Genomic DNA, 21,897 nt, shown 5'->3' with positions numbered 1-21,897 from the left:
TTTACGGAAAAATCCATAAAAAATATCTTAAAAAATCAGAAAACTTGAATATCCCTTAATGTTTTAACAGTTTGACTTATCTTTGTTCTTGATACTTTTATACCCAATTGAATGAACAAACTTATTTCAGGTTTTTCTAAGTTAACTAAAGATGAAAAGATTACCTGGTTAACCAAGAATTATTTCCATAATCAATCAGAAACTAAAGCTATTATTAAGCAGTATTGGAACAACAATAAAGATTTACAACAACTGCATGATGATTTTATAGAAAATACAATTTCTAACTTTTACATGCCTTTTGGTATTGCACCAAATTTTGTAATTAATGATAGAACTTACGTAATTCCGATGGTGGTAGAAGAAAGCTCTGTGGTTGCAGCAGCTTCTTTGGTGGGGAAATTTTGGAGTACAAGAGGTGGTTTTAAAACAACGGTTATTGGTACAACAAAAATTGGGCAAGTCCATTTTATGTATGCTGGCGATAAAACTGAAATTGAAACCTATTTCAATAAAAATAAAACAGAATTATTTGCAGCTACGGCTTCCATTACCAAAAATATGGAAAAACGTGGCGGCGGAATTTTAGATATTAAATTAGTTGATAAAACTGATCAATTAGAAAACTATTACCAACTACACGCAACCTTTGAAACGAAAGATTCAATGGGTGCAAATTTTATAAATTCTTGTTTAGAAGCAATTGCTAAAAAGTTTGAAAAAGACGATATAGAAATTGTAATGAGTATTTTGTCTAATTACGTTCCAGAATGTGTGGTTAGGGCAGAAGTGAGTTGTAAAATAGAAGAATTAGGAGGAGAGAATCCGCAGAAATTTGCAGAGAAATTTTACCAAGCAGTAAAAATTGCAGAAATAGAACCTTACAGAGCGGTAACGCATAATAAGGGAATTATGAATGGAATTGATGCCGTTGTTTTAGCAACTGGTAATGATTTTAGAGCAGTAGAAGCTGGTGCGCATGCCTATGCAGCAAAATCTGGACAATATAGAAGTTTATCTCATTGTTCTATTGATGATGGCGTTTTTAAATTTTGGATAGAAATTCCTTTAGCTTTAGGTACTGTTGGAGGCTTAACAGCTTTACATCCAATGGCAAAACTGTCTTTAGAGATGTTGCAAAAACCATCTGCAAGAACATTAATGCAAGTAATGGCTGCAGCAGGTTTGGCTCAGAATTTTGCAGCTTTAAGAGCGTTAACAACTAAGGGTATTCAGCATGGACACATGAAAATGCACTTGCAGAATATCTTAAATCAGTTTAATGCAACCGAAGAAGAAAAAGAAATAATTACTGCTTTTTTTGATAAAAGAACTGTTACGCATTCCGCTGTAGTAGATAAAATAGATGCCTTAAGAAAACCAACCATTAATTGGGTTGATTTTTCTGATAAAAATTTAGTGAGGTCTAAATTATCTATGATTGATAAAAATTCAAAACCTATTTTTGGAAAAATGAATGGGCAACAAATGATAGAACATTTAAGTTTTTTACTTCAGATTTCTAACGGAAAAGTAGCTGCCGATTATTATGTTTCTGATGAAAAATCGGCAAGAAGAAAACCTTTTTTAAATACAGAAGGTGAATTACAAGTTGGTTTTAAAGCGCCTTTGTTGTCTGAAGAACCAAATGATTTAAAATTTAATTCTGTAGGTGAAGCAATCAATGATTTATTTATTCAAATTGATGATTTTAAAATTCATTTTGAAACAGCGAAAGCTGAAAATCATCCTTTTTTTGGTGAATTAGATTATGCTTATTGGCAAAAATTTCATGTAAAACATTTTACACACCATTTTAAACAATTCGGATTGGTTTAAATGTTTTCTTTGCATTAATTGAATTTGAATTGCAATGGGCTATAGCCCATTGATACATATTAATTTACAAATAATAGGCTTTAACCAAAATATTTATAATGAGAATGTGTAGTTTGGCTAAAGCCATTTGTATGTAATTTGTTTATGTCATCCAGCTAAAGCTGGATGTAATTCAAGTTTTTAAATTAAATAGCAATGGGTTTCAACCCATTGTAATAAATAATAAAATTGATGATTGGCTTTAGCCAAATTCTAATATGAAATTAAAATTATGCCTTTTGTAAAAGTCTACATACATTTTGTTTGGAGTACCAAAAACAGAATTCCGTTTTTGGCTACAAAAGAAATTAGACAAAAAGTTTGGGCACATATTAAGGAGAATGCAAAAGAAAAAGGAATTTTTATAGATTTTATAAACGGGTATACAGATCATTGCCACTGTTTAGTTTCTCTAGGTTCTAATCAAACAATAGAAAAAGTGATGCAATTAATAAAAGGAGAATCTTCTTTTTGGATCAATAAAGAAAAGTTAACTGTAGAAAAATTTCAATGGCAAAGTGAATATTTTGCAGTTTCAGTTTCTGAATCTATACTTGACAAAGTTAGAACCTATATTAAAAATCAAGAAGAACATCACAGTAAAAAAACTTTTCAAGAAGAGTATGAAGAGTTTATTAAAAAATATAATTTTAAGAGATTTGATGATTAATAATAAAATACAATGGGTTCCAGCGATTGTTTTTGAATTGCAATGGGTTTCAACCCATTGTAAAATTTAATTTACAAATAATAGACTTGAGCCAAAATATTTTAATTAGAATGTTTAATTTGGCTAAAGCCAATTTGTATGTAATTTATTTTGTCATCCAGCTAAAGCTGGATGCAATTCAGCAGAAGATTGTAATTAATAAATTTATAAAAATCAATAGGTTGAAATCTATTGAAATTAAATAATAATGAAGAACTATTATTCCAACGGAAAACTTTTACTAACAGGAGAATATCTAGTTTTAGATGGAGCTAAATCTTTAGCAATTCCAACTAAATTTGGACAAGATTTAAGTGTTGAAAAAATAAAAGAACCTCAAATTATTTGGGGAAGTTTTACGCATACAGGAGCATGTTGGTTCGAAGCTGTTTTCGATTTACAAAAACTACGTTTAGTAAATTGTACATTTAATGCTGATAAAGAAGGAAATGCTGATGTAATAGCAGAAACGTTGTTAAGTATTTTGGTAGAAGCAAAAAACTTAAATCCAGATTTTTTAAAGTCAGAAAATGGGTTTATGGTAAAAACAAACCTTACATTTCCAAGAAATTGGGGTTTAGGTACATCATCAACTTTAATAAACTCTATTGCTGCTTGGGCAAAAGTAGATGCTTTTAAATTACTTTGGAATTCTTTTAAAGGAAGTGGTTATGATATTGCTTGTGCTCAGAATGATACACCAGTTTTTTATCAAATAGAAAATAAAAAACCTGTTGTAGCACCTGTTGAATTTAACCCTATTTTTAAAGAGAATTTGTTTTTTGTGCATCTAAATCAGAAACAAGATTCTAAAGAAGGAATTGCAAAATTTAGAGAACATCTCGACTGCGCTCGACATGACGTTCAAGGAAAAATAAAAAGAATTTCAGAGATTTCTGATGCCTTTTTAAAAGTTGAATCCTTAGAAAAGTTTGAGGCGTTAATTGTAGAACATGAGCAAATTATTAGTTCGATTATCAAATTGAAACCGGTAAAAGAAAAATTATTTCCAGATTATTTTGGAGCCATAAAAAGTTTAGGCGCTTGGGGAGGAGATTTTGTGCTAGTAACAGGAAATGCTGATACGCCAACGTATTTTAAAAATAAAGGATTTACAACCATTCTTAGGTATCAAGAAATGGTTTTATAACATAATGTCACATCGAGTGAATTTATTGAAGAATGAAATAAATTTGTATCGAGATGAAGATGATTTAATATAAGGTTCTCGATACAATTTTGAAAAAAATCAAAATCACTCGAACTGACAACATAGAAAAAATGAAAAAAGTAATAATTATTGGAGGTGGAGCAGCAGGATATTTTACAGCGATAAACGCAAAAGAAAATAATCCTGAATTAGATATTACGATTCTCGAAAAAGGGAAAGACGTTTTACAGAAAGTAAAAATTTCTGGAGGTGGAAGATGTAATGTAACACATGCTTGTTTTGAACCTAAAGAATTGGTGAAATTTTATCCAAGAGGAGAAAAAGAATTGCTAGGACCTTTTCATCAATTTATGACAGGTGATACTTTTGAGTGGTTCGAAAATAGAGGCGTTCCTTTAAAAATTGAAGATGATAATCGTGTTTTTCCAGAAGCAAATAAGAGTCAGGTAATTATAGATTGTTTTCAGAATGCTGTTGATAACTTAGGTATTAAAGTGTTCACAAACTGTGGTGTAAATTCAGTTTCTCAACAAGATAACAAATGGGTTATTAACACAAAAGAACAAGTTTTTGAAGCAGATAAATTAGTAATTGCAGCAGGGAGCTCTAAAAAAGTGTGGGAATTGTGCGAAACTTTAGACCATGATGTTATAGAACCTGTTCCGTCTTTATTTACCTTTAATATCAATGATAAACGTTTGGTAGATTTATTGGGAACTTCAGTACCAAACGCTACCGTAACGATCGCTGGAACAAAATTAGAAGCATCCGGACCTTTGTTAATTACGCATTGGGGAATGAGTGGACCAGCAGTTTTAAAATTATCCGCCTTTGGCGCAAGAATTTTAGCGGATAAAAATTATCAATACAACGTAGCAGTAAATTGGTTGTCTAGACCAACAGATAAAGTTTTAAATGTGCTTTTAAATTTAAAAAAGAAAGAACCTAGAAAAACAGCTATTTTAAAATCGCCATTTGCTGAGGTTTCTAAAAGATTGTGGGAACGTTTTGTAATTGCAGCAGGAATTAAAGCAACTCAGAATTGGGCAGATTTAAAGAATGCGCAGTTAGAAGGTTTAGCAAATCAGTTAACAAAAGGAGTTTTTAATGCAAACGGAAGAACTACTTTTAAAGATGAATTTGTTACTGCTGGTGGAGTAGATTTAAAAGAAATTAATTTTAAACGTTTTGAAAGTAGAAAACATAAAAACCTCTTTTTTGTAGGTGAAGTTTTAAATATTGATGCCGTTACTGGAGGCTTCAACTTTCAGAATGCGTGGACAGGTGGTTTTATCTGTGCAAATGCTTTGGCAGAGGATTAAAATATTAAAAATGTCATTGCGAGGAACGAAGCAATCTACTGTTTAAAAGAGAGATTGCTTCGTTCCTCGCAATGACAAATCAAAAGATAATTATTATGGCAAGAACAGAATCTAACGAGTTTAAAAACGGAACAAAAGCACCTGATTTTACTTTATTAAATACAGTTGATGATTCTTTTGTTTCTTTAAACGAAGCTAAAGGAGAAAAAGGAACTGTAATTATGTTTATTTGTAATCATTGTCCGTTTGTAATTCATGTAAATAGTGAGTTGGTGAAAATGGCAAATGACTATCAGCAAAAAGGAATTGCGTTTATTGCAATAAGCTCTAATGATGTTGATAATTATCCGCAAGATTCGCCTGAATTGATGAAGCAATTGGCTGAAGAAGAAAACTATCCTTTTCCGTATTTGTATGATGAAACTCAGGAAGTAGCAAAAGCCTATGATGCTGCTTGTACGCCAGATTTTTATGTGTTTGATGCTGATTTAAAAGCGGTTTATCACGGACAATTAGATGCTTCTAGACCAGGAAACGGAAAACCAGTTACAGGTATCGATTTAAGAACTTCTTTGGATAATTTATTAGAAAACAAACCTGCTTTAGAAAACCAAAAACCAAGTATGGGGTGTGGTATTAAGTGGAAATAGTTTTATGTATTATAAAAAAATAAAAACGAATCTTACAGGCCATTTTTTAGGTAAGTAAGATTCGTTTTTTATGCAGACTATGCTGCTTTACTTTGTTGTTTGCTAATTAGCAGACTATTAATTGTTTTATTCCATTTTTCTATAGAATCGAACTCGTTACCTGGCTGAAAACTAATGTCAGAATTGTAAAATTCTAGCACAATGCTTGGTTTTTTTTTGTCGATGGCACTTAACTTAAGTATTAATTTATCAAGTGTTGTTTCGTTCTTTCCTAAAGACTTACTAATGTTGTTTATCTCACAATTTTTAATAGTTGTAAGGTTTACAAACTGAAGGCTTACTTTTTCTTTTGTTTTTTGTAAAAATGAAACCGTGTTTTTAGAGGTGTCTACACCAATGGCATAATTTTCTCCTATTTCATGTTGTGTTATTTCAGAGCCATTTTTTTTAGCAAAGTCTTTAAGCGTGTTTAATAATTCTTTTTGTTTTTTCTTTTTATTGTTGTTTGTTAATACAAATGGTAATGCACATACGGCAATACATATTAATCCTATAATAGCTGTTCCTAAATCCATGTTATTTATTTTTAATTTTTTTGAGATACTAATTTTTGTATGAGACGATAATTCGCAACATAGCAGTGTTTTAATGTAACTATGCAAATGATAGTTCTAATAAAAAAGAAGTATTACCAAAAATTATGGAAAGGAAAAATAAGGTCAGACTTTCTATGTCTGATTAAAGTATTGTCTAAGTAGTTTTTATACTGTTTAAATTTAGAATTAAAGTCTAATTTATTCGCATAAGAAATTGCGATAAAATCGTCTGAAGACAATTCGAAATTAGGTAATGAAAATTCTACAAGCTCAGAAATTGAGTTTTCTGATTGCTGTGTATGTGTATAAAAAACTTTAGAAGCAGTGGTAGAAAACGTTGCTTTTTCTGTATTGGTAGAAACGTTATGCGTACCTAAATAAGGAAGTGTATTTGCAGATAGATATATTCCAGAGCAATAAATTGCAATGAGTAGAATTACTTTAAATATCTGATGCTTTTTCTTCATTATTTCTTTGTCATACAAATTACGACACTGCAAATTTAGTTTTTTTTACAACAGAATAAATTAAAAAGTGTATTTGTTATAAAATATTTAATCGCAGGGCGATAGCCAAGGGTTTAATTCCCCGAGGTTTGCCTCGAAATGAAAAAACATGTTTCGGAAGCATACCTCGTACCCTTGGGGCGAGGTTGTTGGTCTATTGTAAAATGTAACCGGATTAACCAACTTCACCTCGATGAGGTTTTAAGGCATCTCTATAGGTTTTCATGTCTTTTTCATCAACAGTAATAAAAGCAGCAAACAACATTGGGTTCTTTTCTTCAATATCAATTTCATGAAAAGTTAAGTTTTCTAAAGCTGCAAATTCTTTTAAATGAATGGTATGATGTTTTGCGGTTTCTTGTGCATCAGGCCCTCTAAAATCCCACAATAATTTTATTTTTCTACTCAATTTTTTTATTTTTAATGGTTGATGAAAATGAATAATTCTCCGCTTTCAAAAGTGATTTTTATATTATTTGTTATTGCTTTATTTCTTGTGCCAATTCTTTCTCCGAAAGTTAAATCTTCCTTATCTAAAGGATATTGCAATCCTAAAGTGCTAATGTTTTTTGCTTTAGGAAAAGGAACTAAAGAAATTGTTTTGTTTACACAGTTAGAAATAGAAGTGCTTTTATCCGCTAAAAAATAACGACTATGATTATCGAAAAAAGTAAGCTTTAATTTGTTTTTCCACTGAATTGCTGTGTGCAGGTTTCCTAAAAAATGGTCTTGTTCTTTTCCGCTTGCACCAAAAACATCAACGTTTTTAAAACCTTTATCGAAAAGGATTTTCAGCATTTTATCAAAATCTGTAAAATCTTGATTCGGAGTATGAATTATTTCAATATTTTCTGGTAGGTTTTCTATAGAATCAAAATCGCCGCTAATAAAATTAGGTTTCATTTTATTCTTTTCTAAAAATTGATAAGCGCCATCTGTAGCGCAAATAATTTCATATTCCTCTAAATTAGGAATTGCTTTTGGAGGTTCTCCGTTTAGAAGTAGAAAAACTTTTTTTGTATGCATAGAATGCAAAAATACCCATTTCAGAATTAATGAAATGGGTAATAATAAACGTTTAAAAGTGAGTTTATTTTTCTTTTAAAATAAGTCCTATAATTCCAAGTCTTGCAATTAAAAAAGTTACCATACCAAAGGCAGGAGATAGCAAAGCTATTTTTAATCCACCAGCTAAAACTCCATGAGAAATTCCATCGGTTATAGAAATGGCATCAAAGGCACCAATTAAACCAATCATCATCCCTAAAAAGCCCCAAACTAAGGCAAATAAACTAACAGATTTTATCAGTTTTAATGCTTTTCCATTTGCATCGCCCTTTAATAGCGCTTTAAGTATTAAAGAGATACAAATTAAAAGAGCAGCCAAAATTGTATACATAAATAATGGGCCACCATCGTTAAAAATATTGATAATTAAGAATTTCATAATAAGTTGTTTTTTAGTGTTAATATAAAACAAAAGTATTTTAAAGTAACTTTCTATATTTTAAAAAACGATGTTTTTAGATCATAGCGCTGTAAACTACCAAATAATTACTGTTTTTAACAAAAAGGGCTTAATTTGGTAAATGAACCTTTATTTTTAGAGTTTCGTCGCAAAAATAGCATAAGTATTAATAAAATATAGATATTGCCCATTAATGAAAAATGTAAGTCCTTTTGTTCGCTTGATTTTAAAAATAGTTTTGCACACTTTTTTTTGGGTGATTGTATATTTTTTTTACACCTATTTTTTAGGCTATGGCAGTGATAATATAAAGTATGTAAATGCATTTTCTGGATTTTTAATGCCTAGTACAATAGTTGTTTGTTACTTTTTTTTATATTATTTAATTCCTAAATACCTTCAAAAAAAGAAATATGTTTCTTTTGTTATATACAGTATCTATTCGTTTATAATATCTACAAGCTTTTTAATATTGTCTGTTTTATATGGCTTTGTATTGTTAGAAAACCCAGATAAAGAGGCTGTAATTCCTTTAACTAAAAGTTTACCTAATATAATTTTTGGAGTTTATATGGTTATTCTATTTGTTATTGTTATTGGGTTAGTGGGATACAATTATTTAGCACAAGTTAAAACAGACGATTTAAAAAGTAAGTTTTTAGAAACCCAACTCCAACTAAAAGAACAAGAATTAAAGTTTTTAAAGATGCAAATTCATCCGCACTTTTTGTTTAATTCTCTAAATACTATTTATGGTTTTGCAATCGCTAAAGCGGATGAAGCTCCAGAAATGATTTTAAAATTATCTAATTTGTTAGATTATATTTTATATCAAGCTGATAAACCTAAAGTACTTTTAATAGAAGAAGTAAATCATTTAGAAGACTATATTTCTTTAGAAAAAATGCGTTTTCATGATACTTTAAACGTTAATTTTATAAAAGAGAAACTAAATGATTCTCTTCAAATTCCGCCAATGTTATTAATTCCGTTTGTAGAAAATAGTTTTAAACATGGTGTAATTATTGATGGAATTTTAAAAGTAGACATTCAACTTAAAGTTGATGTTGATTATTTGTTTTTTGAAATAGAAAACTCATCCAAAGAAAAAGAAGATATAAATGGCGGAATTGGTTTAGAGAATATTAAAAAAAGACTAGAAATGTTGTATCCGAAGAAACATCAACTAGAAATAATTGATAAAAAGGATGTATTTAAAGTGTCTTTAAAAATTGAATTTTAATAGAGATTGTCATTTCGACCTTTTGGGAGAAATCACATAAAGTAACTCAACATTGTGTTATCACTGTTATGCGACTTCTCACGCTGTTCGAAGTGACAAGACAAGTTTTGGAGGTTTTTTTTACCCGGTTTGTCATTTCGATAGAATGAGGTACGGATGATGAGAAATCTCATTTTATTTAATCAAATACAGTATAAAAATGAATATAATTAATTGTGTTATTGTTGATGACGAGCCAGTCGCAAGAAAAATTATAGAAACTTTTGTGGCTAAAATTCCGAATTTAACTTTAGTAAAAAGTTGCAAAAACGCCATGGAAGCTTTCGAGATCGCAAATTCTAATAATATAGATTTATTCTTTTTAGATATTAATATGCCAGACATTTCTGGTTTGTCTTTGGCTAAATCAATAAACAAGAAGTCTAAAATTATTTTTACAACTGCTTACAGAGAATATGCTGTTGATGGTTTCGATTTGCAAGCGGTAGATTATTTGTTAAAACCTATAGCTTTTGATCGTTTTTTACAAGCCGTTAATAAGTTTTTTGAAACGCAAACTGTTATTGTGAAACAAGTGGATGTTGAGGAAGTGCCAGTTAAGAATGATTATATTTTTGTGCGTTCAGAACGTAAAATGGTAAAGGTTAATTTTGATGATATTCTATATGTTGAGAGTTTATCCGATTATATCAAAATTCATACAAAAGACATCGTTTTAGTAACTAGAGAAACGATTAGTAATTTGGAAATGAAATTGCCTTCTCAACAATTTTTAAGAATCCACAGATCTTATATTATCAATTTAAGTAAGGCTGATTCTTATACGAATGAATTTATTGAAATTGAAAAAAATGCAATTCCTATAAGTAGAACGTACAAAGAAAATGTACTTAAAAAGTTAAACGGAAATTCTTTGAAATAGTTTTATCTTTGAGGCAAATTTTAGAAGTTTGGATACAGCACAATTTATTTCAAAATCAAATAACAATTCGGTAGAAAAAGCAAGCTTTACGTGGCAAACACCAAGTAATATTGCGTTGGTAAAATATTGGGGAAAGAGCAATCCGCAAATACCAAAAAACGCTTCTATTAGTTTTACGTTAAACAATTGTCATACCATTACTACAATTGATTTTGAGAAAAAAGAAACATCAGAAAAAGTAGATTTCGATTTGTTTTTTGAAGGAAAACAGAAAGATGCTTTTAAACCAAAAATTGCAGAATTCTTTACAAGAATACAAGAATATTGTCCGTATATTTTTGATTATAAAATGACCATTAATTCAGAGAATTCTTTTCCGCATTCTAGTGGTATTGCTTCTTCCGCAAGCGGATTAAGTGCCATTGCTATGTGTTTAATGAGTTTAGAGTCTGCCTTAAATCCTGATTTATCAGCAAAAGAAATCAACCAAAAAGCCTCTTTTTTAGCACGTCTAGGTTCTGGAAGCGCAAGTAGAAGTATAGAAGGACCAATGGTTGTTTGGGGAAATCACCCAGAAATAGAAGGCAGTTCAGATTTGTTTGGTGTAAAATTTCCTTACAAAGTACATTCGGTTTTCGAGAATTATCAAGATGCTATTCTTTTAGTAGACAAAGGCGAAAAGCAAGTTTCTAGTACTGTTGGTCATAATTTAATGCATGAGCATCCGTATGCAGAAAGTCGTTTTACACAGGCTAATGATAATTTATCAAAAATATCAGAGATTCTTAAAAACGGAGATATAAAAGCTTTTATCGGTTTGGTAGAAAGTGAAGCCTTAACATTGCATGCAATGATGATGACAAGTAATCCGTATTTTATTTTGATGAAACCAAACACGTTAGAGATTATCAATAGTATTTGGGCATACAGAAATGAAAACAATAGCAATATTTGTTTTACGTTAGATGCTGGTGCAAACGTACATGTTTTGTATCCGGAGAATGAAAAAGAAGCTGTAAATCAATTTATAGAAAAAGAACTTTCTAAATACTGTCAAAAAAATCAGTATATTTATGATTCTGTGGGGTTTGGAGCGAAAAAAATGTAAAAAAATAATAAAAAAACACTCTTAAATGAAAACTTTTGTAAAGTTTATGCCAATGCTCGTTTTTCTTTTTACGATATCCGTAGCGGCACAGAAAACCACTTGGTTAGACGCTAATTTAAAAGAAACTAATCAGGCAAAGTCTGTTTACTATAAAGTAATTTCTTCAAATAATAAAGAAGTAACTTTTTTTTACAAAAGTAGTAGTATTTTTAGAAATATTGGCTATTCTAAAGGAGTGTTTGATGGGGCTTTTTCTGAATTTTATGAGTCTGGTGAGTTAAAAACTTCTGGCAGATATGAAAACGGATTAAAAGAAGGTGTTTGGAAAACCTATTATAAAAACGGAAAAAATAAAGAAAAAGGGAAATATGTAAAAGGAGAAAAGGTAGGAGTTTGGAAAACTTTTTACAAGAATTTTTAATAATACCACCTTAACATAATATGTTGTATTTTTGCAGTACTATAAAAAAGAAAAATGAAAGGACCATTATTTTATGCTAAAATCCTTCTCTTCGGAGAATACGGAATCATCAAAGATTCTAAAGGTTTAGCAATTCCGTTTAACGCCTACCGAGGAGTTTTAAAAACTGATTCTAATTTATCTGGAGAGCCTAAAGTTTCCAATCAAAATTTAGAACGCTTTTATAAACACTTATCTTCTTTAAAAACAGATTTAGTTTCTTTTAATTTAAAAGAATTAAAAAAGGATATAGATAACGGTATGTATTTCGATTCATCAATACCACAAGGTTATGGTGTTGGTAGTTCTGGAGCTTTAGTGGCATCTATTTATGATAAGTATGCAGCTGATAAAATAACGGTATTAGAAAACTTAACAAGAGATAAGTTGTTAAAGTTAAAAGAAGTTTTTTCTTTAATGGAATCTTTTTTTCATGGTAAGAGTTCTGGTTTAGATCCTTTAAATAGTTACTTAAGTTTGCCTATTTTAATAAATTCTAAAACCAATATAGAGCCTGCAGGTATTCCTTCTCAAAAACAAGGTAAAGGAGCCGTTTTCTTGTTAGATTCAGAACAAATAGGAGAAACCGAGCCAATGGTAAACATCTTTATGAATAAGATGAAAAATGAAGGGTTTAGAAAAATGATTAGCGAGGAGTTTGCAACAACAACAGACGCTTGTATTGAAGATTTTTTAGGCGGAAATGTAAAATCGTTATTTGGTAATGTAAAATCATTGTCTAAAATTGTTTTAAAGAACTTTAAACCGATGATTCCTGATGCTTTTCATAAAGTTTGGGAAAATGGAATTATCAGTAACGATTATTACCTGAAACTTTGTGGTTCTGGAGGTGGTGGTTATATTTTAGGTTTTACAGAAGATTATGAGAAAGCTCAAATAAGTCTTAAAAATTACAAGTTAGAGTTGGTTTATAGATTCTAGTTTTATGCCCAGTTTTAAAGCAAAAAGATTCCTTTTTAAACTTTTTAGTTTAGTTTCAGTTATAAGAGGCTATAATATTCTTGTTTTAGTTTTAGCACAATACTTAGCGGCTATTTTTATTTTTTCACCTAAAAACACACTTAGAAGTGTTGTTTTTGATGTAGATTTATTATACATCGTTCTGGCAAGTATCTGTGTGGTTGCAGCAGGATATATTATCAATAATTTTTATGATGCAAAAGTAGATAGAATTAATAGACCTTTAAAAACAGGCATTGATAATTATGTAAAGCAGTCTACCAAACTAAAACTATATTTTACTTTAAATTTTTTAGGATTTATTTTTGGTCTTCTTATTTCTGGTAGGGCAGCTTTATTCTTTGCCATCTATATTTTTGCTATTTGGTTTTATTCGCATAAGTTAAAAAAGTATCCTTTTACGGGGTTGGTTTCTGCCACTATACTTACAATTCTTCCTTTTTTTGCTGTATTTGTGTACTTTCAAAACTTCTCAAAAATAATTTTTGTGCATGCAATTTTTTTGTTTTTGGTAATTATGGTAAGGGAATTACTAAAAGATTTACAGAACATGAAAGGGGCAATAGTGAATGATTATGATACTTTTCCGGTAGTTTACGGAGAGGTAAAAACAAAACAGTTATCAATATTTTTATTGCTATTAACTTTGTTTCCTGTAGTTGTTTTGTTTAGTTATCCTGCGTTAAGTTATATGAGATATTATTTTTATTTTGCTTTAATTGTGTTGGTTTTTTTAGGGTTTTATCTTTGGAAATCTACAGAAACAAAACAATATAGAATGATGCATAATGTTTTGAAAGTGTTGCTTTTAATAGGTGTTTTTTCTTTAATTTTTATTGATACCTCTCTAATTGTAGAAAAAGTAATAGACAGATTGAATTAAGATTTTTTATGCGTATTTTTGCAAAAATTTTAAGTAATGAATTCAAATAAAAACTCGTCGAGAGGACGACAAGAAGGTAAAAAAAGCACTCCACTAAGTAGAAAAAGTAAACCTTTAGCTAGAAAGAGTCCTAAAAAAACTTTTACCAAAATTAAAGAAACTCCAAAATCTGATGAAACATCAGGAATCCGTTTAAACAAATACATTGCAAATTCAGGAGTATGTTCTCGTAGAGAGGCAGATACTTATATAGAGCATGGTAGTGTTGAGGTAAACGGAAAGCTTGTAACAGAAATGGGGTATAAAGTTCAGCCAGATGATATTGTTCGTTTTGATGGAACTTCTATTACGCCAGAACAAAAGAGGTATATTCTTTTAAATAAGCCTAAAAATTACATCACCACTATGGATGATGATAGAGGAAGAAAAACCGTAATGGAATTGATTTCAAATGCATCTAAAGAAAGAATTTATCCTGTAGGTAGATTAGATAGAAATACAACAGGTTTGTTGTTGTTTACAAATGATGGTGATTTAGCTAAGAAACTAACGCATCCAAAACACAATGTTCGTAAATTATATCACGCATCTTTAGATAGAAAACTAGAGTTAAGAGATTTAGAGAAATTACGAGGAGAAGTTATTATTGAGGGTAGAAAAGTGTTTATTGATGCTGTTTCTTATGTAGATGGTCAGCCAAAATCAGAAATAGGTATCGAAATACATTCTGGTAGAAACAGAATTGTTCGTAAGATTTTTGAACATGTAGGTTATAAAGTAAACAAACTAGATAGAGTTATTTTTGCCGAATTAACAAAAAGAAACTTACCAAGAGGTAGATGGAGAGAGTTAACCAATTTAGAGGTTTCTAATCTTCAGATAATGAAATAGAATCATTTAAAATCCAGCTTTTAGTTGGATTTTTTTTTTGTCTTATTTTAAGATGGTTTTATCATCTATATGAACTTACTTTAAAGTGATAGTTTTTTCAGTTTATATAAAACTTGTTAGGGGTATTTAATGTTTTTGATTTTCTTAATCTAATAGAATTAACAACTTAATAATTAAACTCACTTAGTTCTCGTCAATGGAAAATAGTGAGTTTTAAATAGGGTTAGCCCGAAAGCTCCTAAAAGCAAAAAACCGTTGAAAATCGTAAGATTAACAACGGTTATTGTACTGAAGGCGGGACTTGAACCCGCACGGCCATTACTGACCACTGGATTTTAAGTCCAGCGTGTCTACCAATTCCACCACTTCAGCATTGGTATTTTATGTAGTAAAGCAAAAAAAATATACATTTTTAATATGATATACTTTTTACTTTATTTTTTTAAGAACTTTTATTATTACTCTTGTTTTTAAGAGAGGTGCAAATATAGTGTCTTTTTATTATAAAATCACGATTTTTAAGATAAAAAAACACTTTTTATTTTATTTTTTAAGAAGTAATTTTTGTTTAGGTGGTAACTGGTTTATTTCTATGTGTTTAACTTTTTTAAAAAAAATATAAAAACTTAAAATTATTGAATTTTTAAAAAAAAGAAGGAAGTTTTAAGTTTGTAAAAGCAAAAAACCGTTGAAAATCGTAAGATTAACAACGGTTATTGTACTGAAGGCGGGACTTGAACCCGCACGGCCATTACTGACCACTGGATTTTAAGTCCAGCGTGTCTACCAATTCCACCACTTCAGCATGGAAATTGAACAGAGCGAAAGACGGGATTTGAACCCGCGACCCCCACCTTGGCAAGGTGATGCTCTACCCCTGAGCTACTTTCGCAGTCATTATTTTAAAAGAACTTTTCTTTTTGTTACTCTTATTTCTAAGAGCGGTGCAAATATAATATCTTTTATTGTTTTGGCAAATTTTTATTTAATTTTTTTTTGTTTTTTTTAATAAGTTTGAATTGCTTACTAAACGAATAGTTTTTTTTAATTTAAAGAGTAGTCAAAATTGTATAATCAGTTCTTTAGTTTGTCAAAATAACCTTGCTTAAAGATTAAATTTTATTATGAAAAAAAAGTTTTTTAACGGTTTTTTTTTAATGAATTGATAACGTATGATTATGGTCTATATTTTTTAATTAGAGTTAAATATAGTGTTTTAAAAGTAATTGTTAAAGGTGTTTTATCAAGAAGAATAAGTAAGATGTTTTTTAGAGATCATCTGGTAACCATATATTCTTAATAAAAAAAGCATCCTAAATTAAGGATGCTTTTTACTATATGAAATTTAAGTAAAATCACTTTATCCGTTAAGATTTAATGATTGCTTAAAGCAACTGTGTTGCTTATTTTGCTGCTGCGTAACGTTTTTCAACTTCGTTCCAGTTAATTACATTAAAAAATGCATTAATATAATCTGGTCTTCTGTTTTGGTAGTTTAAGTAGTATGCATGTTCCCATACATCTAATCCTAAAATAGGAGTTCCTTCACAAGTTACACCTGGCATTAATGGATTGTCTTGGTTTGGAGTAGAACAAACTTCTACTTTACCTCCAGGTAAAACACATAACCAAGCCCAACCAGAACCAAATTGAGTAGCTGCTGCTTTAGAAAAAGCGGCAATAAAATCATCTTTAGTACCAAAAGCCGCTTCAATAGCATCTTTTAATTCACCAGATAAATATCCTCTATCATTTGGGTTTAAAACTGTCCAGAATAATGAATGATTGTAAAAACCACCACCATTATTTCTAACAGCTCCATTGCTCATATCTAAATTAGCAAGAATATCTTCAATAGATTTTCCTTCTAAATCTGTACCTGCAATTGCATTGTTTAAGTTGTTTGTATATCCTTGATGATGTTTTGTATGGTGAATTTCCATAGTTCTTGCATCTATATTAGGTTCTAAAGCATCGTAAGCATATCCTAATTCTGGTAATTGAAAAGCCATTTTTTTATATTTTTTAAAAGTTAGTATATTATATTGAACCGTAAAATTAACTATAAAAATATAGTTTTACAAGAAGATTACGGTGTGATAATTTATTACAGTATAAAGAAGATTTATTCTCCGTGAATCTGCATAAATTCTTCTAGTTGGTTTACCATGTTTTTACTTCCACAAATAAAAGGGACTCTTTGATGTAACTCAGTAGGTTCTACATCCATAGTTCTTGTATAACCGTCAGAAGATTTACCGTTTGCTTGTTCTGCTATAAACGCCATTGGGTTACATTCATACAATAAACGTAATTTACCATTTGGGTTTCTAGAACCTTTTGGGTACATGTAAATTCCTCCTTTAATCATATTTCTATGAAAATCAGAAACTAATGAGCCAATATATCTACTTGTATATGGTCTGTCTCCTTCTTCTTCCTGACAATATTTTATGTATTTTTTTACTCCTAAAGGAAAATCTAAATAGTTTCCTTCATTTACAGAATACATCGTACCGTCTTCTGGAAACTCCATGTTTGGGTGTGATAAATAAAATGAACCAATTGCAGGGTTTAATGTAAAGCCATTAACACCGTCTCCGGTGGTATAAACAATCATTGTAGAGGTTCCGTAAACAACATAACCTGCAGCAACTTGTTCACTACCTTTTTGTAAAAAATCTTCTAACTGAACCGGAGTTCCTGTTGGAGTAATACGTCTATAGATAGAAAAAATGGTTCCTACAGAAACATTTACATCAATGTTAGATGAACCGTCTAAAGGATCTATTAAAACAACATATTTGTTTTGATGGTTTTCATCGTTACTATTAATAGAAATAAAACTGTCTTCTTCTTCACTAGCAATACCACAAACAATGTTTCTTCTGGTTAGCGTTTGAATAAATTTATCATTGGCATACACATCTAATTTCTGTTGATCTTCACCTTGAATATTTGTATCTCCAGCTGCACCAATAATATCTACTAAACCAGCTTTGTTTACTTCGTGGTTTACCACTTTTGCTGCTAATCTAATTGAATTTAAAAGACTTGAAAGCTCTCCAGAGCTATATTTAAAAGCATGTTGATTTTCAATAATAAATTCACCTAAAGTTTGTTTTTTTACTGCCATGTTGCTTAAAATGTTATTTTTTTAACAAATATCTATTTTTTTTAATTATTATCTGACTTTTTGTATCTGTTTTTGGGTAATAATTGCTATTTATTTTGAAATTTTTAAACAAATCAAAAAATATTGTATAAAATATTCAAATATTTTTAATGGATATGAAAAGAACTATCTTTGATTAAAATTTGTAAAAAATGGATTTTATTATAAGAAAAGGAGTAGAAAATGACATGGAATCTGTGTTCGATTTAATTACAGAATTAGCCGTTTTTGAAAAAGAACCGGATGCCGTAGAAATAACTGTAGAAGATTTAAAAAAAGATGGTTTTTCTGAGAATCCTAAGTTTAAAATTTTTGTTGCAGAACAAGAAAATAAAATTATTGGTATTGCTTTGTTTTATGAACGTTATTCTACATGGAAAGGTAGATCTATTCATTTAGAAGATTTAATAGTTACAAAAAGTAAGCAGAAAATAGGGGCAGGAAAAGCATTATATACTGCTGTTTTAAAATATGCGTACGACAATAATTTTAATAGAGTTGCTTGGGAAGTTATCGATTGGAATACCAATGCAGTAGAATTTTATAAAAGTACAGGAGCCACTTACTTAAATGATTGGTCTGTGGTACAAATGAACAAAGAAAACTTATCAAAATTTATTCAAAATAATTAAAATGAAAATTTTTAAATTTGGTGGAGCGTCAGTAAAAGATGCAGCTAGTGTAAAAAACGTAACTGAAATTTTACAAAGTGAAGGAACAGAAAGTACATTAGTTGTAATTTCTGCAATGGGTAAAATAACCAATGCTTTTGAAGAAGTAATAGATGCCTACTATAATAAGACAGATTTATTGTCAGAAAAATTAGGTATTGTAGAAGATTTTCATAAAAACTTAATGAATGATTTATTTGATAAAGATGATGAAATTTATAAAGAAATAGATATCCTTTTAGGGGAGTTAAGTTGGTTTTTAGCAAGAAACACTTCGCAAAGATATAATTATGTATATGATCAAATTATTTGTTTTGGAGAGCTTTTATCAACCAAAATAGTAAGTGCTTATTTAACAAAAATTGGTGTAGAAAATAACTGGTTTGATGTTAGAAATTACATAAAAACAGATAGTAATTATAGAGATGCTAAAGTAGATTGGGATTTAACTCAAAATATTATTACTAATAAAATAGACAAGCAAAAATTAAATATAACACAAGGTTTTATTGCTGCCAATGATACAGAAAACACCACCACTTTGGGTAGGGAAGGGTCTGATTATACTGCAGGTATTTTTGCCTACTGTTTAGATGCAGAAAATGTAACTATATGGAAAGACGTTCCAGGAGTTTTAAATGCAGATCCAAGAGTATTTACAGATACTACTTTATTAGAACAGATATCTTATGAAGAAGCAATAGAAATGGCATTTTACGGAGCCTCTGTAATTCATCCTAAAACTTTACAACCCTTAGAAAGAAAAGACATTCCGTTGTTGGTTCGATCTTTTATCAACCCAAAAGAAAAAGGAACAAGAGTTTCTAAAGGAACTAGGTTAGTACCATATATACCCTGTTTTATTGTAAAGAAAGATCAAATTTTAGTATCTATTTCTGCGGTAGATTTCTCTTTTATGGTAGAAGATAATATTAGTTATATTTTTAAGAAATTACACGAATATCAATTAAAAGTAAACTTAATTCAGAATTCGGCTCTTAGTTTTTCTGTTTGTATCGATAATAAGTTTAATAAGTTCGATGCTTTTTATGAAGAGTTAAAAACTCAGTTTAAAATTGATGTTCAAAAAGGAGTAGATTTATTTACGGTTCGTCATTTTGATGATAAAGCAATTACAAGTATTGAAGAAAAAGGAGTATCTTTATTGACGCAAGTGAATAAGGAAACAATTCAAATTGTTTTAGCTGCAAATTAATAATGTAATAATTCTTTTTTAGTATGTTTGCAGTTCCGTCTAATTATAATTTATGGCATTAGTAACATCTAAAGAAATTGCACAAGTAATTGGTTTACATAAACTTGGGTTTTTGGGAACTTTTATTGGGTGGGTTCTGTTAAGAATACTCCGCATCTCTGCGATCAATAGAATATACGAAAAAAACAAAAATAAGACTGATTTAGATTTTTTAAACGGTATTTTAGATGATTGCAATATCAATTTTGAAATTCCTGAAGAAGATTTAAAAAGAATTCCTAAAGAAGGACCTTTTATTACCGTCTCTAATCACCCTTTGGGTGGTATAGACGGTGTTTTACTGTTAAAATTACTGATAGAAAAAAGAGATGACTATAAAATAATAGCCAACTTTTTATTGCATAGAGTAGCGCCTTTAAAGCCTTATGTAATGCCTGTAAACCCTTTTGAAAATAGAAAAGATGTAAAGTCTAGTGTTTCGGGGATTAAAAGTGCATTGTTACATTTAAGAGAAGGAAATCCTTTAGGTATTTTTCCTGCAGGAGAAGTTTCTACCTATAAAGACGGAAAGTTAAATGTAGACAAACCTTGGGAAGAGGGCGCTGTAAAGTTTATTAAAAATGCAAATGTACCTGTAATTCCTATTTATTTTCACGCAAAAAACAGCCGTCTTTTTTACTTTTTGTCAAAAATATCAGACACGTTAAGAACCGCAAAATTACCATCAGAAGTTATCTCACAAGGAGGTAGAGTTATTAAGGTAAGAATAGGAAAACCAATTTCTGTAAAAGACCAAGAAGAGTATAAAGATATTTCTTCTTACTCTGAGTTTTTAAGAAAGAAAACCTACATGTTGGCAAATCCTTTTGAGAAAGCTAGTAAATTAATTTCTACGCAAAACATCAAAATAAAAAAATCAGCTAAAAAAATTACACCTCAAAAAAGTACAGATCTATTTGTAAAAGAAGTAGCTGCTTTAAGAGAAGGAGAGGGTAGGCTGTTAGAAAGTAAAAACTACGAAGTGTTTTTTGCAAGTGCAAAAGAAATTCCTAATTTATTACATGAAATTGGTAGGTTAAGAGAAATTACTTTTAGAGATGTAGGCGAAGGAACAAACAAGGCAATAGATTTAGATAAATTCGATAAATATTATCACCATTTATTATTATGGGACAGAGAAGCAAAATGTTTAGCTGGTGCTTATAGAATGGGGCTTGGTAAAGATATTTATAAGAAATTTGGTATTAATGGTTTCTATATTCAAACCTTATTTAGAATAGAACCAGAGCTTTTTCAGATGATGGAAAACACCATAGAAATGGGGCGTGCTTTTATTATAGGCGAATATCAACAGAAACCAATGCCATTATTTTTATTATGGAAAGGAATTGTACATGTTACATTGCGTTATCCAGAATATAAATTTTTAATGGGTGGTGTATCTATTAGTAACCAGTTTTCAGATTTTTCTAAATCGTTAATGATAGAGTTTATGAAATCTCATTATTACGACCCATATATTGCCCAATATATTTATCCGAAGAAAGAATTTAAGGTAAAATTAAAAGATGCCGATAAAGATTTTGTGTTCGATTCTACAAAAGCAGACATGCAAAAGTTCGATAAAATTATCGACGAAATAGAACCAGGAGCATTAAGAATTCCGGTGTTAATTAAAAAATACGTAAAACAAAATGCACGCTTGGTGGCCTTTAATGTAGACCCTAAATTTAATAACGCAGTAGATGGACTAATGTATATTAAAGTGGCCGACATACCAGATAGCACTGTAAAACCTGTGATGGAAGAATTTCAGGCAGAGTTAGAGCGTAAGGCTACAGAAATGCAAAATAAGTAATAAAACTAATTTTTATTTGGGCGTTCCCCAAAAGGTGGCGGGATTTACGTTACAAGTCCTCGGTCGTTCCTCCCTGTGGGCTTTTCACTGCAATCCCTAACGCGAGCTTGTTTATATAAATAAGTTTTCTAATTATTTTTATAAACTTCTGATTTCCCTTTTATTAAATAGGGAAATCAAAAGCGAACA

The 21,897-nt window shown here is 29.9% G+C and carries 22 protein-coding genes, 3 tRNA genes and 1 pseudogene; 16 read left to right on the top strand and 10 right to left on the bottom strand.

The window, feature by feature from the left end; genetic code table 11:
- Positions 1-111: 111 nt before the first annotated feature.
- The 6 genes and pseudogenes from WG951_RS08440 to WG951_RS08420 all read left to right on the top strand — a co-directional run.
- A pseudogene (locus tag WG951_RS08440) lies at positions 112-1,380 on the top strand (hydroxymethylglutaryl-CoA reductase, degradative); the annotation flags it as partial.
- A 57-nt stretch (positions 1,381-1,437) separates the two neighbouring features.
- Positions 1,438-1,839, top strand: coding sequence for a DUF1569 domain-containing protein (locus WG951_RS17265; RefSeq protein ID WP_422897632.1), 402 nt, complete (start codon positions 1,438-1,440; stop codon positions 1,837-1,839).
- Between the two features lie 271 nt (positions 1,840-2,110).
- The gene (tnpA, locus tag WG951_RS08435; RefSeq protein ID WP_105050217.1) at positions 2,111-2,548 is read left to right on the top strand and encodes an IS200/IS605 family transposase; all 438 of its coding nucleotides are present in this window, start codon (positions 2,111-2,113) and stop codon (positions 2,546-2,548) included.
- Between the two features lie 247 nt (positions 2,549-2,795).
- Positions 2,796-3,737, top strand: a complete 942-nt coding sequence (locus tag WG951_RS08430) for a GYDIA family GHMP kinase (RefSeq protein WP_105050218.1) — start codon at positions 2,796-2,798, stop codon at positions 3,735-3,737.
- 131 nt (positions 3,738-3,868) lie between these two features.
- On the top strand, positions 3,869-5,080 hold the full coding sequence (locus WG951_RS08425) for an NAD(P)/FAD-dependent oxidoreductase (protein ID WP_105050219.1): 1,212 nt from the start codon (positions 3,869-3,871) through the stop codon (positions 5,078-5,080).
- Between the two features lie 95 nt (positions 5,081-5,175).
- The gene (locus WG951_RS08420) at positions 5,176-5,730 is read left to right on the top strand and encodes a thioredoxin family protein (protein WP_105050220.1); all 555 of its coding nucleotides are present in this window, start codon (positions 5,176-5,178) and stop codon (positions 5,728-5,730) included.
- 77 nt (positions 5,731-5,807) lie between these two features.
- On the opposite strand, the gene WG951_RS08415 is transcribed toward WG951_RS08420, so the two are convergent.
- From WG951_RS08415 to WG951_RS08395, 5 genes are all read right to left on the bottom strand, one after another.
- Positions 5,808-6,305, bottom strand: a complete 498-nt coding sequence (locus WG951_RS08415; protein ID WP_105050221.1) for a hypothetical protein — start codon at positions 6,303-6,305, stop codon at positions 5,808-5,810.
- 113 nt (positions 6,306-6,418) lie between these two features.
- Positions 6,419-6,793 (bottom strand): hypothetical protein, encoded by a 375-nt coding sequence (locus tag WG951_RS08410; RefSeq protein WP_105050222.1) that lies wholly within the window; start codon positions 6,791-6,793, stop codon positions 6,419-6,421.
- A 214-nt stretch (positions 6,794-7,007) separates the two neighbouring features.
- Positions 7,008-7,241, bottom strand: a complete 234-nt coding sequence (locus tag WG951_RS08405) for a hypothetical protein (protein WP_105050223.1) — start codon at positions 7,239-7,241, stop codon at positions 7,008-7,010.
- 11 nt (positions 7,242-7,252) lie between these two features.
- Positions 7,253-7,858: a thiamine diphosphokinase gene (locus WG951_RS08400; protein WP_105050224.1), complete on the bottom strand. Its 606-nt coding sequence runs from the start codon at positions 7,856-7,858 to the stop codon at positions 7,253-7,255.
- Positions 7,859-7,922: 64 nt separating this feature from the next.
- Positions 7,923-8,279 carry a MotA/TolQ/ExbB proton channel family protein gene (locus tag WG951_RS08395; protein WP_105050225.1) on the bottom strand — a complete coding sequence of 119 codons (357 nt, stop codon included), beginning with the start codon at positions 8,277-8,279 and terminating at the stop codon, positions 7,923-7,925.
- Positions 8,280-8,556: 277 nt separating this feature from the next.
- On the opposite strand from WG951_RS08395, the gene WG951_RS08390 reads away from it, so the two are divergent.
- From WG951_RS08390 to WG951_RS08360, 7 genes are all read left to right on the top strand, one after another.
- The gene (locus WG951_RS08390; RefSeq protein ID WP_340916096.1) at positions 8,557-9,543 is read left to right on the top strand and encodes a sensor histidine kinase; all 987 of its coding nucleotides are present in this window, start codon (positions 8,557-8,559) and stop codon (positions 9,541-9,543) included.
- Positions 9,544-9,742: 199 nt separating this feature from the next.
- Entirely contained in the window at positions 9,743-10,465 is a 723-nt protein-coding gene (locus WG951_RS08385; protein WP_105050227.1) for a LytR/AlgR family response regulator transcription factor, read from the top strand.
- Between the two features lie 28 nt (positions 10,466-10,493).
- Complete coding sequence (locus WG951_RS08380) at positions 10,494-11,573, top strand: diphosphomevalonate/mevalonate 3,5-bisphosphate decarboxylase family protein (RefSeq protein WP_105050228.1); 1,080 nt, start codon at positions 10,494-10,496, stop codon at positions 11,571-11,573.
- A 25-nt stretch (positions 11,574-11,598) separates the two neighbouring features.
- Positions 11,599-11,994, top strand: a complete 396-nt coding sequence (locus tag WG951_RS08375) for a toxin-antitoxin system YwqK family antitoxin (RefSeq protein ID WP_146105309.1) — start codon at positions 11,599-11,601, stop codon at positions 11,992-11,994.
- 54 nt (positions 11,995-12,048) lie between these two features.
- Positions 12,049-12,975, top strand: coding sequence for a mevalonate kinase family protein (locus WG951_RS08370; RefSeq protein WP_105050230.1), 927 nt, complete (start codon positions 12,049-12,051; stop codon positions 12,973-12,975).
- Between the two features lie 4 nt (positions 12,976-12,979).
- The gene (locus WG951_RS08365) at positions 12,980-13,897 is read left to right on the top strand and encodes a geranylgeranylglycerol-phosphate geranylgeranyltransferase (RefSeq protein ID WP_105050231.1); all 918 of its coding nucleotides are present in this window, start codon (positions 12,980-12,982) and stop codon (positions 13,895-13,897) included.
- A gap of 36 nt (positions 13,898-13,933) precedes the next feature.
- Positions 13,934-14,788, top strand: a complete 855-nt coding sequence (locus WG951_RS08360; protein ID WP_105050232.1) for a pseudouridine synthase — start codon at positions 13,934-13,936, stop codon at positions 14,786-14,788.
- Between the two features lie 286 nt (positions 14,789-15,074).
- Here the strand turns inward: WG951_RS08360 and WG951_RS08355 are convergent.
- The 5 genes from WG951_RS08355 to fbp all read right to left on the bottom strand — a co-directional run bounded on the left by WG951_RS08355 (position 15,075) and on the right by fbp (position 17,924).
- Positions 15,075-15,160, bottom strand: a tRNA-Leu gene (locus WG951_RS08355).
- Between the two features lie 347 nt (positions 15,161-15,507).
- Positions 15,508-15,593, bottom strand: a tRNA-Leu gene (locus tag WG951_RS08350).
- A 15-nt stretch (positions 15,594-15,608) separates the two neighbouring features.
- Positions 15,609-15,680, bottom strand: a tRNA-Gly gene (locus tag WG951_RS08345).
- Between the two features lie 511 nt (positions 15,681-16,191).
- Positions 16,192-16,800 (bottom strand): superoxide dismutase, encoded by a 609-nt coding sequence (locus WG951_RS08340; RefSeq protein ID WP_105050233.1) that lies wholly within the window; start codon positions 16,798-16,800, stop codon positions 16,192-16,194.
- Between the two features lie 113 nt (positions 16,801-16,913).
- Complete coding sequence (fbp, locus tag WG951_RS08335; protein WP_105050234.1) at positions 16,914-17,924, bottom strand: class 1 fructose-bisphosphatase; 1,011 nt, start codon at positions 17,922-17,924, stop codon at positions 16,914-16,916.
- Between the two features lie 191 nt (positions 17,925-18,115).
- Here fbp and WG951_RS08330 point away from each other — a divergent pair, with 191 nt between their 5' ends.
- From WG951_RS08330 to WG951_RS08320, 3 genes are read left to right on the top strand one after another with little or no spacing between them, the layout of a single operon-like run.
- Entirely contained in the window at positions 18,116-18,595 is a 480-nt protein-coding gene (locus WG951_RS08330; protein WP_105050235.1) for a GNAT family N-acetyltransferase, read from the top strand.
- A gap of 1 nt (position 18,596) precedes the next feature.
- Entirely contained in the window at positions 18,597-19,850 is a 1,254-nt protein-coding gene (locus WG951_RS08325) for an aspartate kinase (protein ID WP_105050236.1), read from the top strand.
- Between the two features lie 52 nt (positions 19,851-19,902).
- Positions 19,903-21,708, top strand: coding sequence for a GNAT family N-acyltransferase (locus tag WG951_RS08320; protein WP_105050237.1), 1,806 nt, complete (start codon positions 19,903-19,905; stop codon positions 21,706-21,708).
- Positions 21,709-21,897: the final 189 nt, after the last annotated feature.

The organism is Polaribacter butkevichii (assembly GCF_038024105.1).
Lineage (GTDB): Bacteria > Bacteroidota > Bacteroidia > Flavobacteriales > Flavobacteriaceae > Polaribacter > Polaribacter butkevichii.
This window is presented reverse-complemented; position numbering and strand designations above follow the sequence as displayed.

Excerpts from the sequence above, each read along its gene's own strand:
- WG951_RS08325 (WP_105050236.1), top strand. The coding sequence starts at position 18,597 with ATGAAAATTTTTAAATTTGGTGGAGCGTCAGTAAAAGATGCAGCTAGT.
- WG951_RS08365 (WP_105050231.1), top strand. The coding sequence starts at position 12,980 with ATGCCCAGTTTTAAAGCAAAAAGATTCCTTTTTAAACTTTTTAGTTTA.
- fbp (WP_105050234.1), bottom strand. The coding sequence starts at position 17,924 with ATGGCAGTAAAAAAACAAACTTTAGGTGAATTTATTATTGAAAATCAA.
- WG951_RS08330 (WP_105050235.1), top strand. The coding sequence starts at position 18,116 with ATGGATTTTATTATAAGAAAAGGAGTAGAAAATGACATGGAATCTGTG.
- WG951_RS08400 (WP_105050224.1), bottom strand. The coding sequence starts at position 7,858 with ATGCATACAAAAAAAGTTTTTCTACTTCTAAACGGAGAACCTCCAAAA.
- WG951_RS17265 (WP_422897632.1), top strand. The coding sequence starts at position 1,438 with ATGATTGATAAAAATTCAAAACCTATTTTTGGAAAAATGAATGGGCAA.
- WG951_RS08425 (WP_105050219.1), top strand. The coding sequence starts at position 3,869 with ATGAAAAAAGTAATAATTATTGGAGGTGGAGCAGCAGGATATTTTACA.
- WG951_RS08410 (WP_105050222.1), bottom strand. The coding sequence starts at position 6,793 with ATGAAGAAAAAGCATCAGATATTTAAAGTAATTCTACTCATTGCAATT.
- WG951_RS08385 (WP_105050227.1), top strand. The coding sequence starts at position 9,743 with ATGAATATAATTAATTGTGTTATTGTTGATGACGAGCCAGTCGCAAGA.
- WG951_RS08415 (WP_105050221.1), bottom strand. The coding sequence starts at position 6,305 with ATGGATTTAGGAACAGCTATTATAGGATTAATATGTATTGCCGTATGT.
- WG951_RS08420 (WP_105050220.1), top strand. The coding sequence starts at position 5,176 with ATGGCAAGAACAGAATCTAACGAGTTTAAAAACGGAACAAAAGCACCT.
- WG951_RS08370 (WP_105050230.1), top strand. The coding sequence starts at position 12,049 with ATGAAAGGACCATTATTTTATGCTAAAATCCTTCTCTTCGGAGAATAC.
- WG951_RS08340 (WP_105050233.1), bottom strand. The coding sequence starts at position 16,800 with ATGGCTTTTCAATTACCAGAATTAGGATATGCTTACGATGCTTTAGAA.
- WG951_RS08375 (WP_146105309.1), top strand. The coding sequence starts at position 11,599 with ATGAAAACTTTTGTAAAGTTTATGCCAATGCTCGTTTTTCTTTTTACG.
- tnpA (WP_105050217.1), top strand. The coding sequence starts at position 2,111 with ATGCCTTTTGTAAAAGTCTACATACATTTTGTTTGGAGTACCAAAAAC.
- WG951_RS08320 (WP_105050237.1), top strand. The coding sequence starts at position 19,903 with ATGGCATTAGTAACATCTAAAGAAATTGCACAAGTAATTGGTTTACAT.
- WG951_RS08395 (WP_105050225.1), bottom strand. The coding sequence starts at position 8,279 with ATGAAATTCTTAATTATCAATATTTTTAACGATGGTGGCCCATTATTT.
- WG951_RS08430 (WP_105050218.1), top strand. The coding sequence starts at position 2,796 with ATGAAGAACTATTATTCCAACGGAAAACTTTTACTAACAGGAGAATAT.
- WG951_RS08360 (WP_105050232.1), top strand. The coding sequence starts at position 13,934 with ATGAATTCAAATAAAAACTCGTCGAGAGGACGACAAGAAGGTAAAAAA.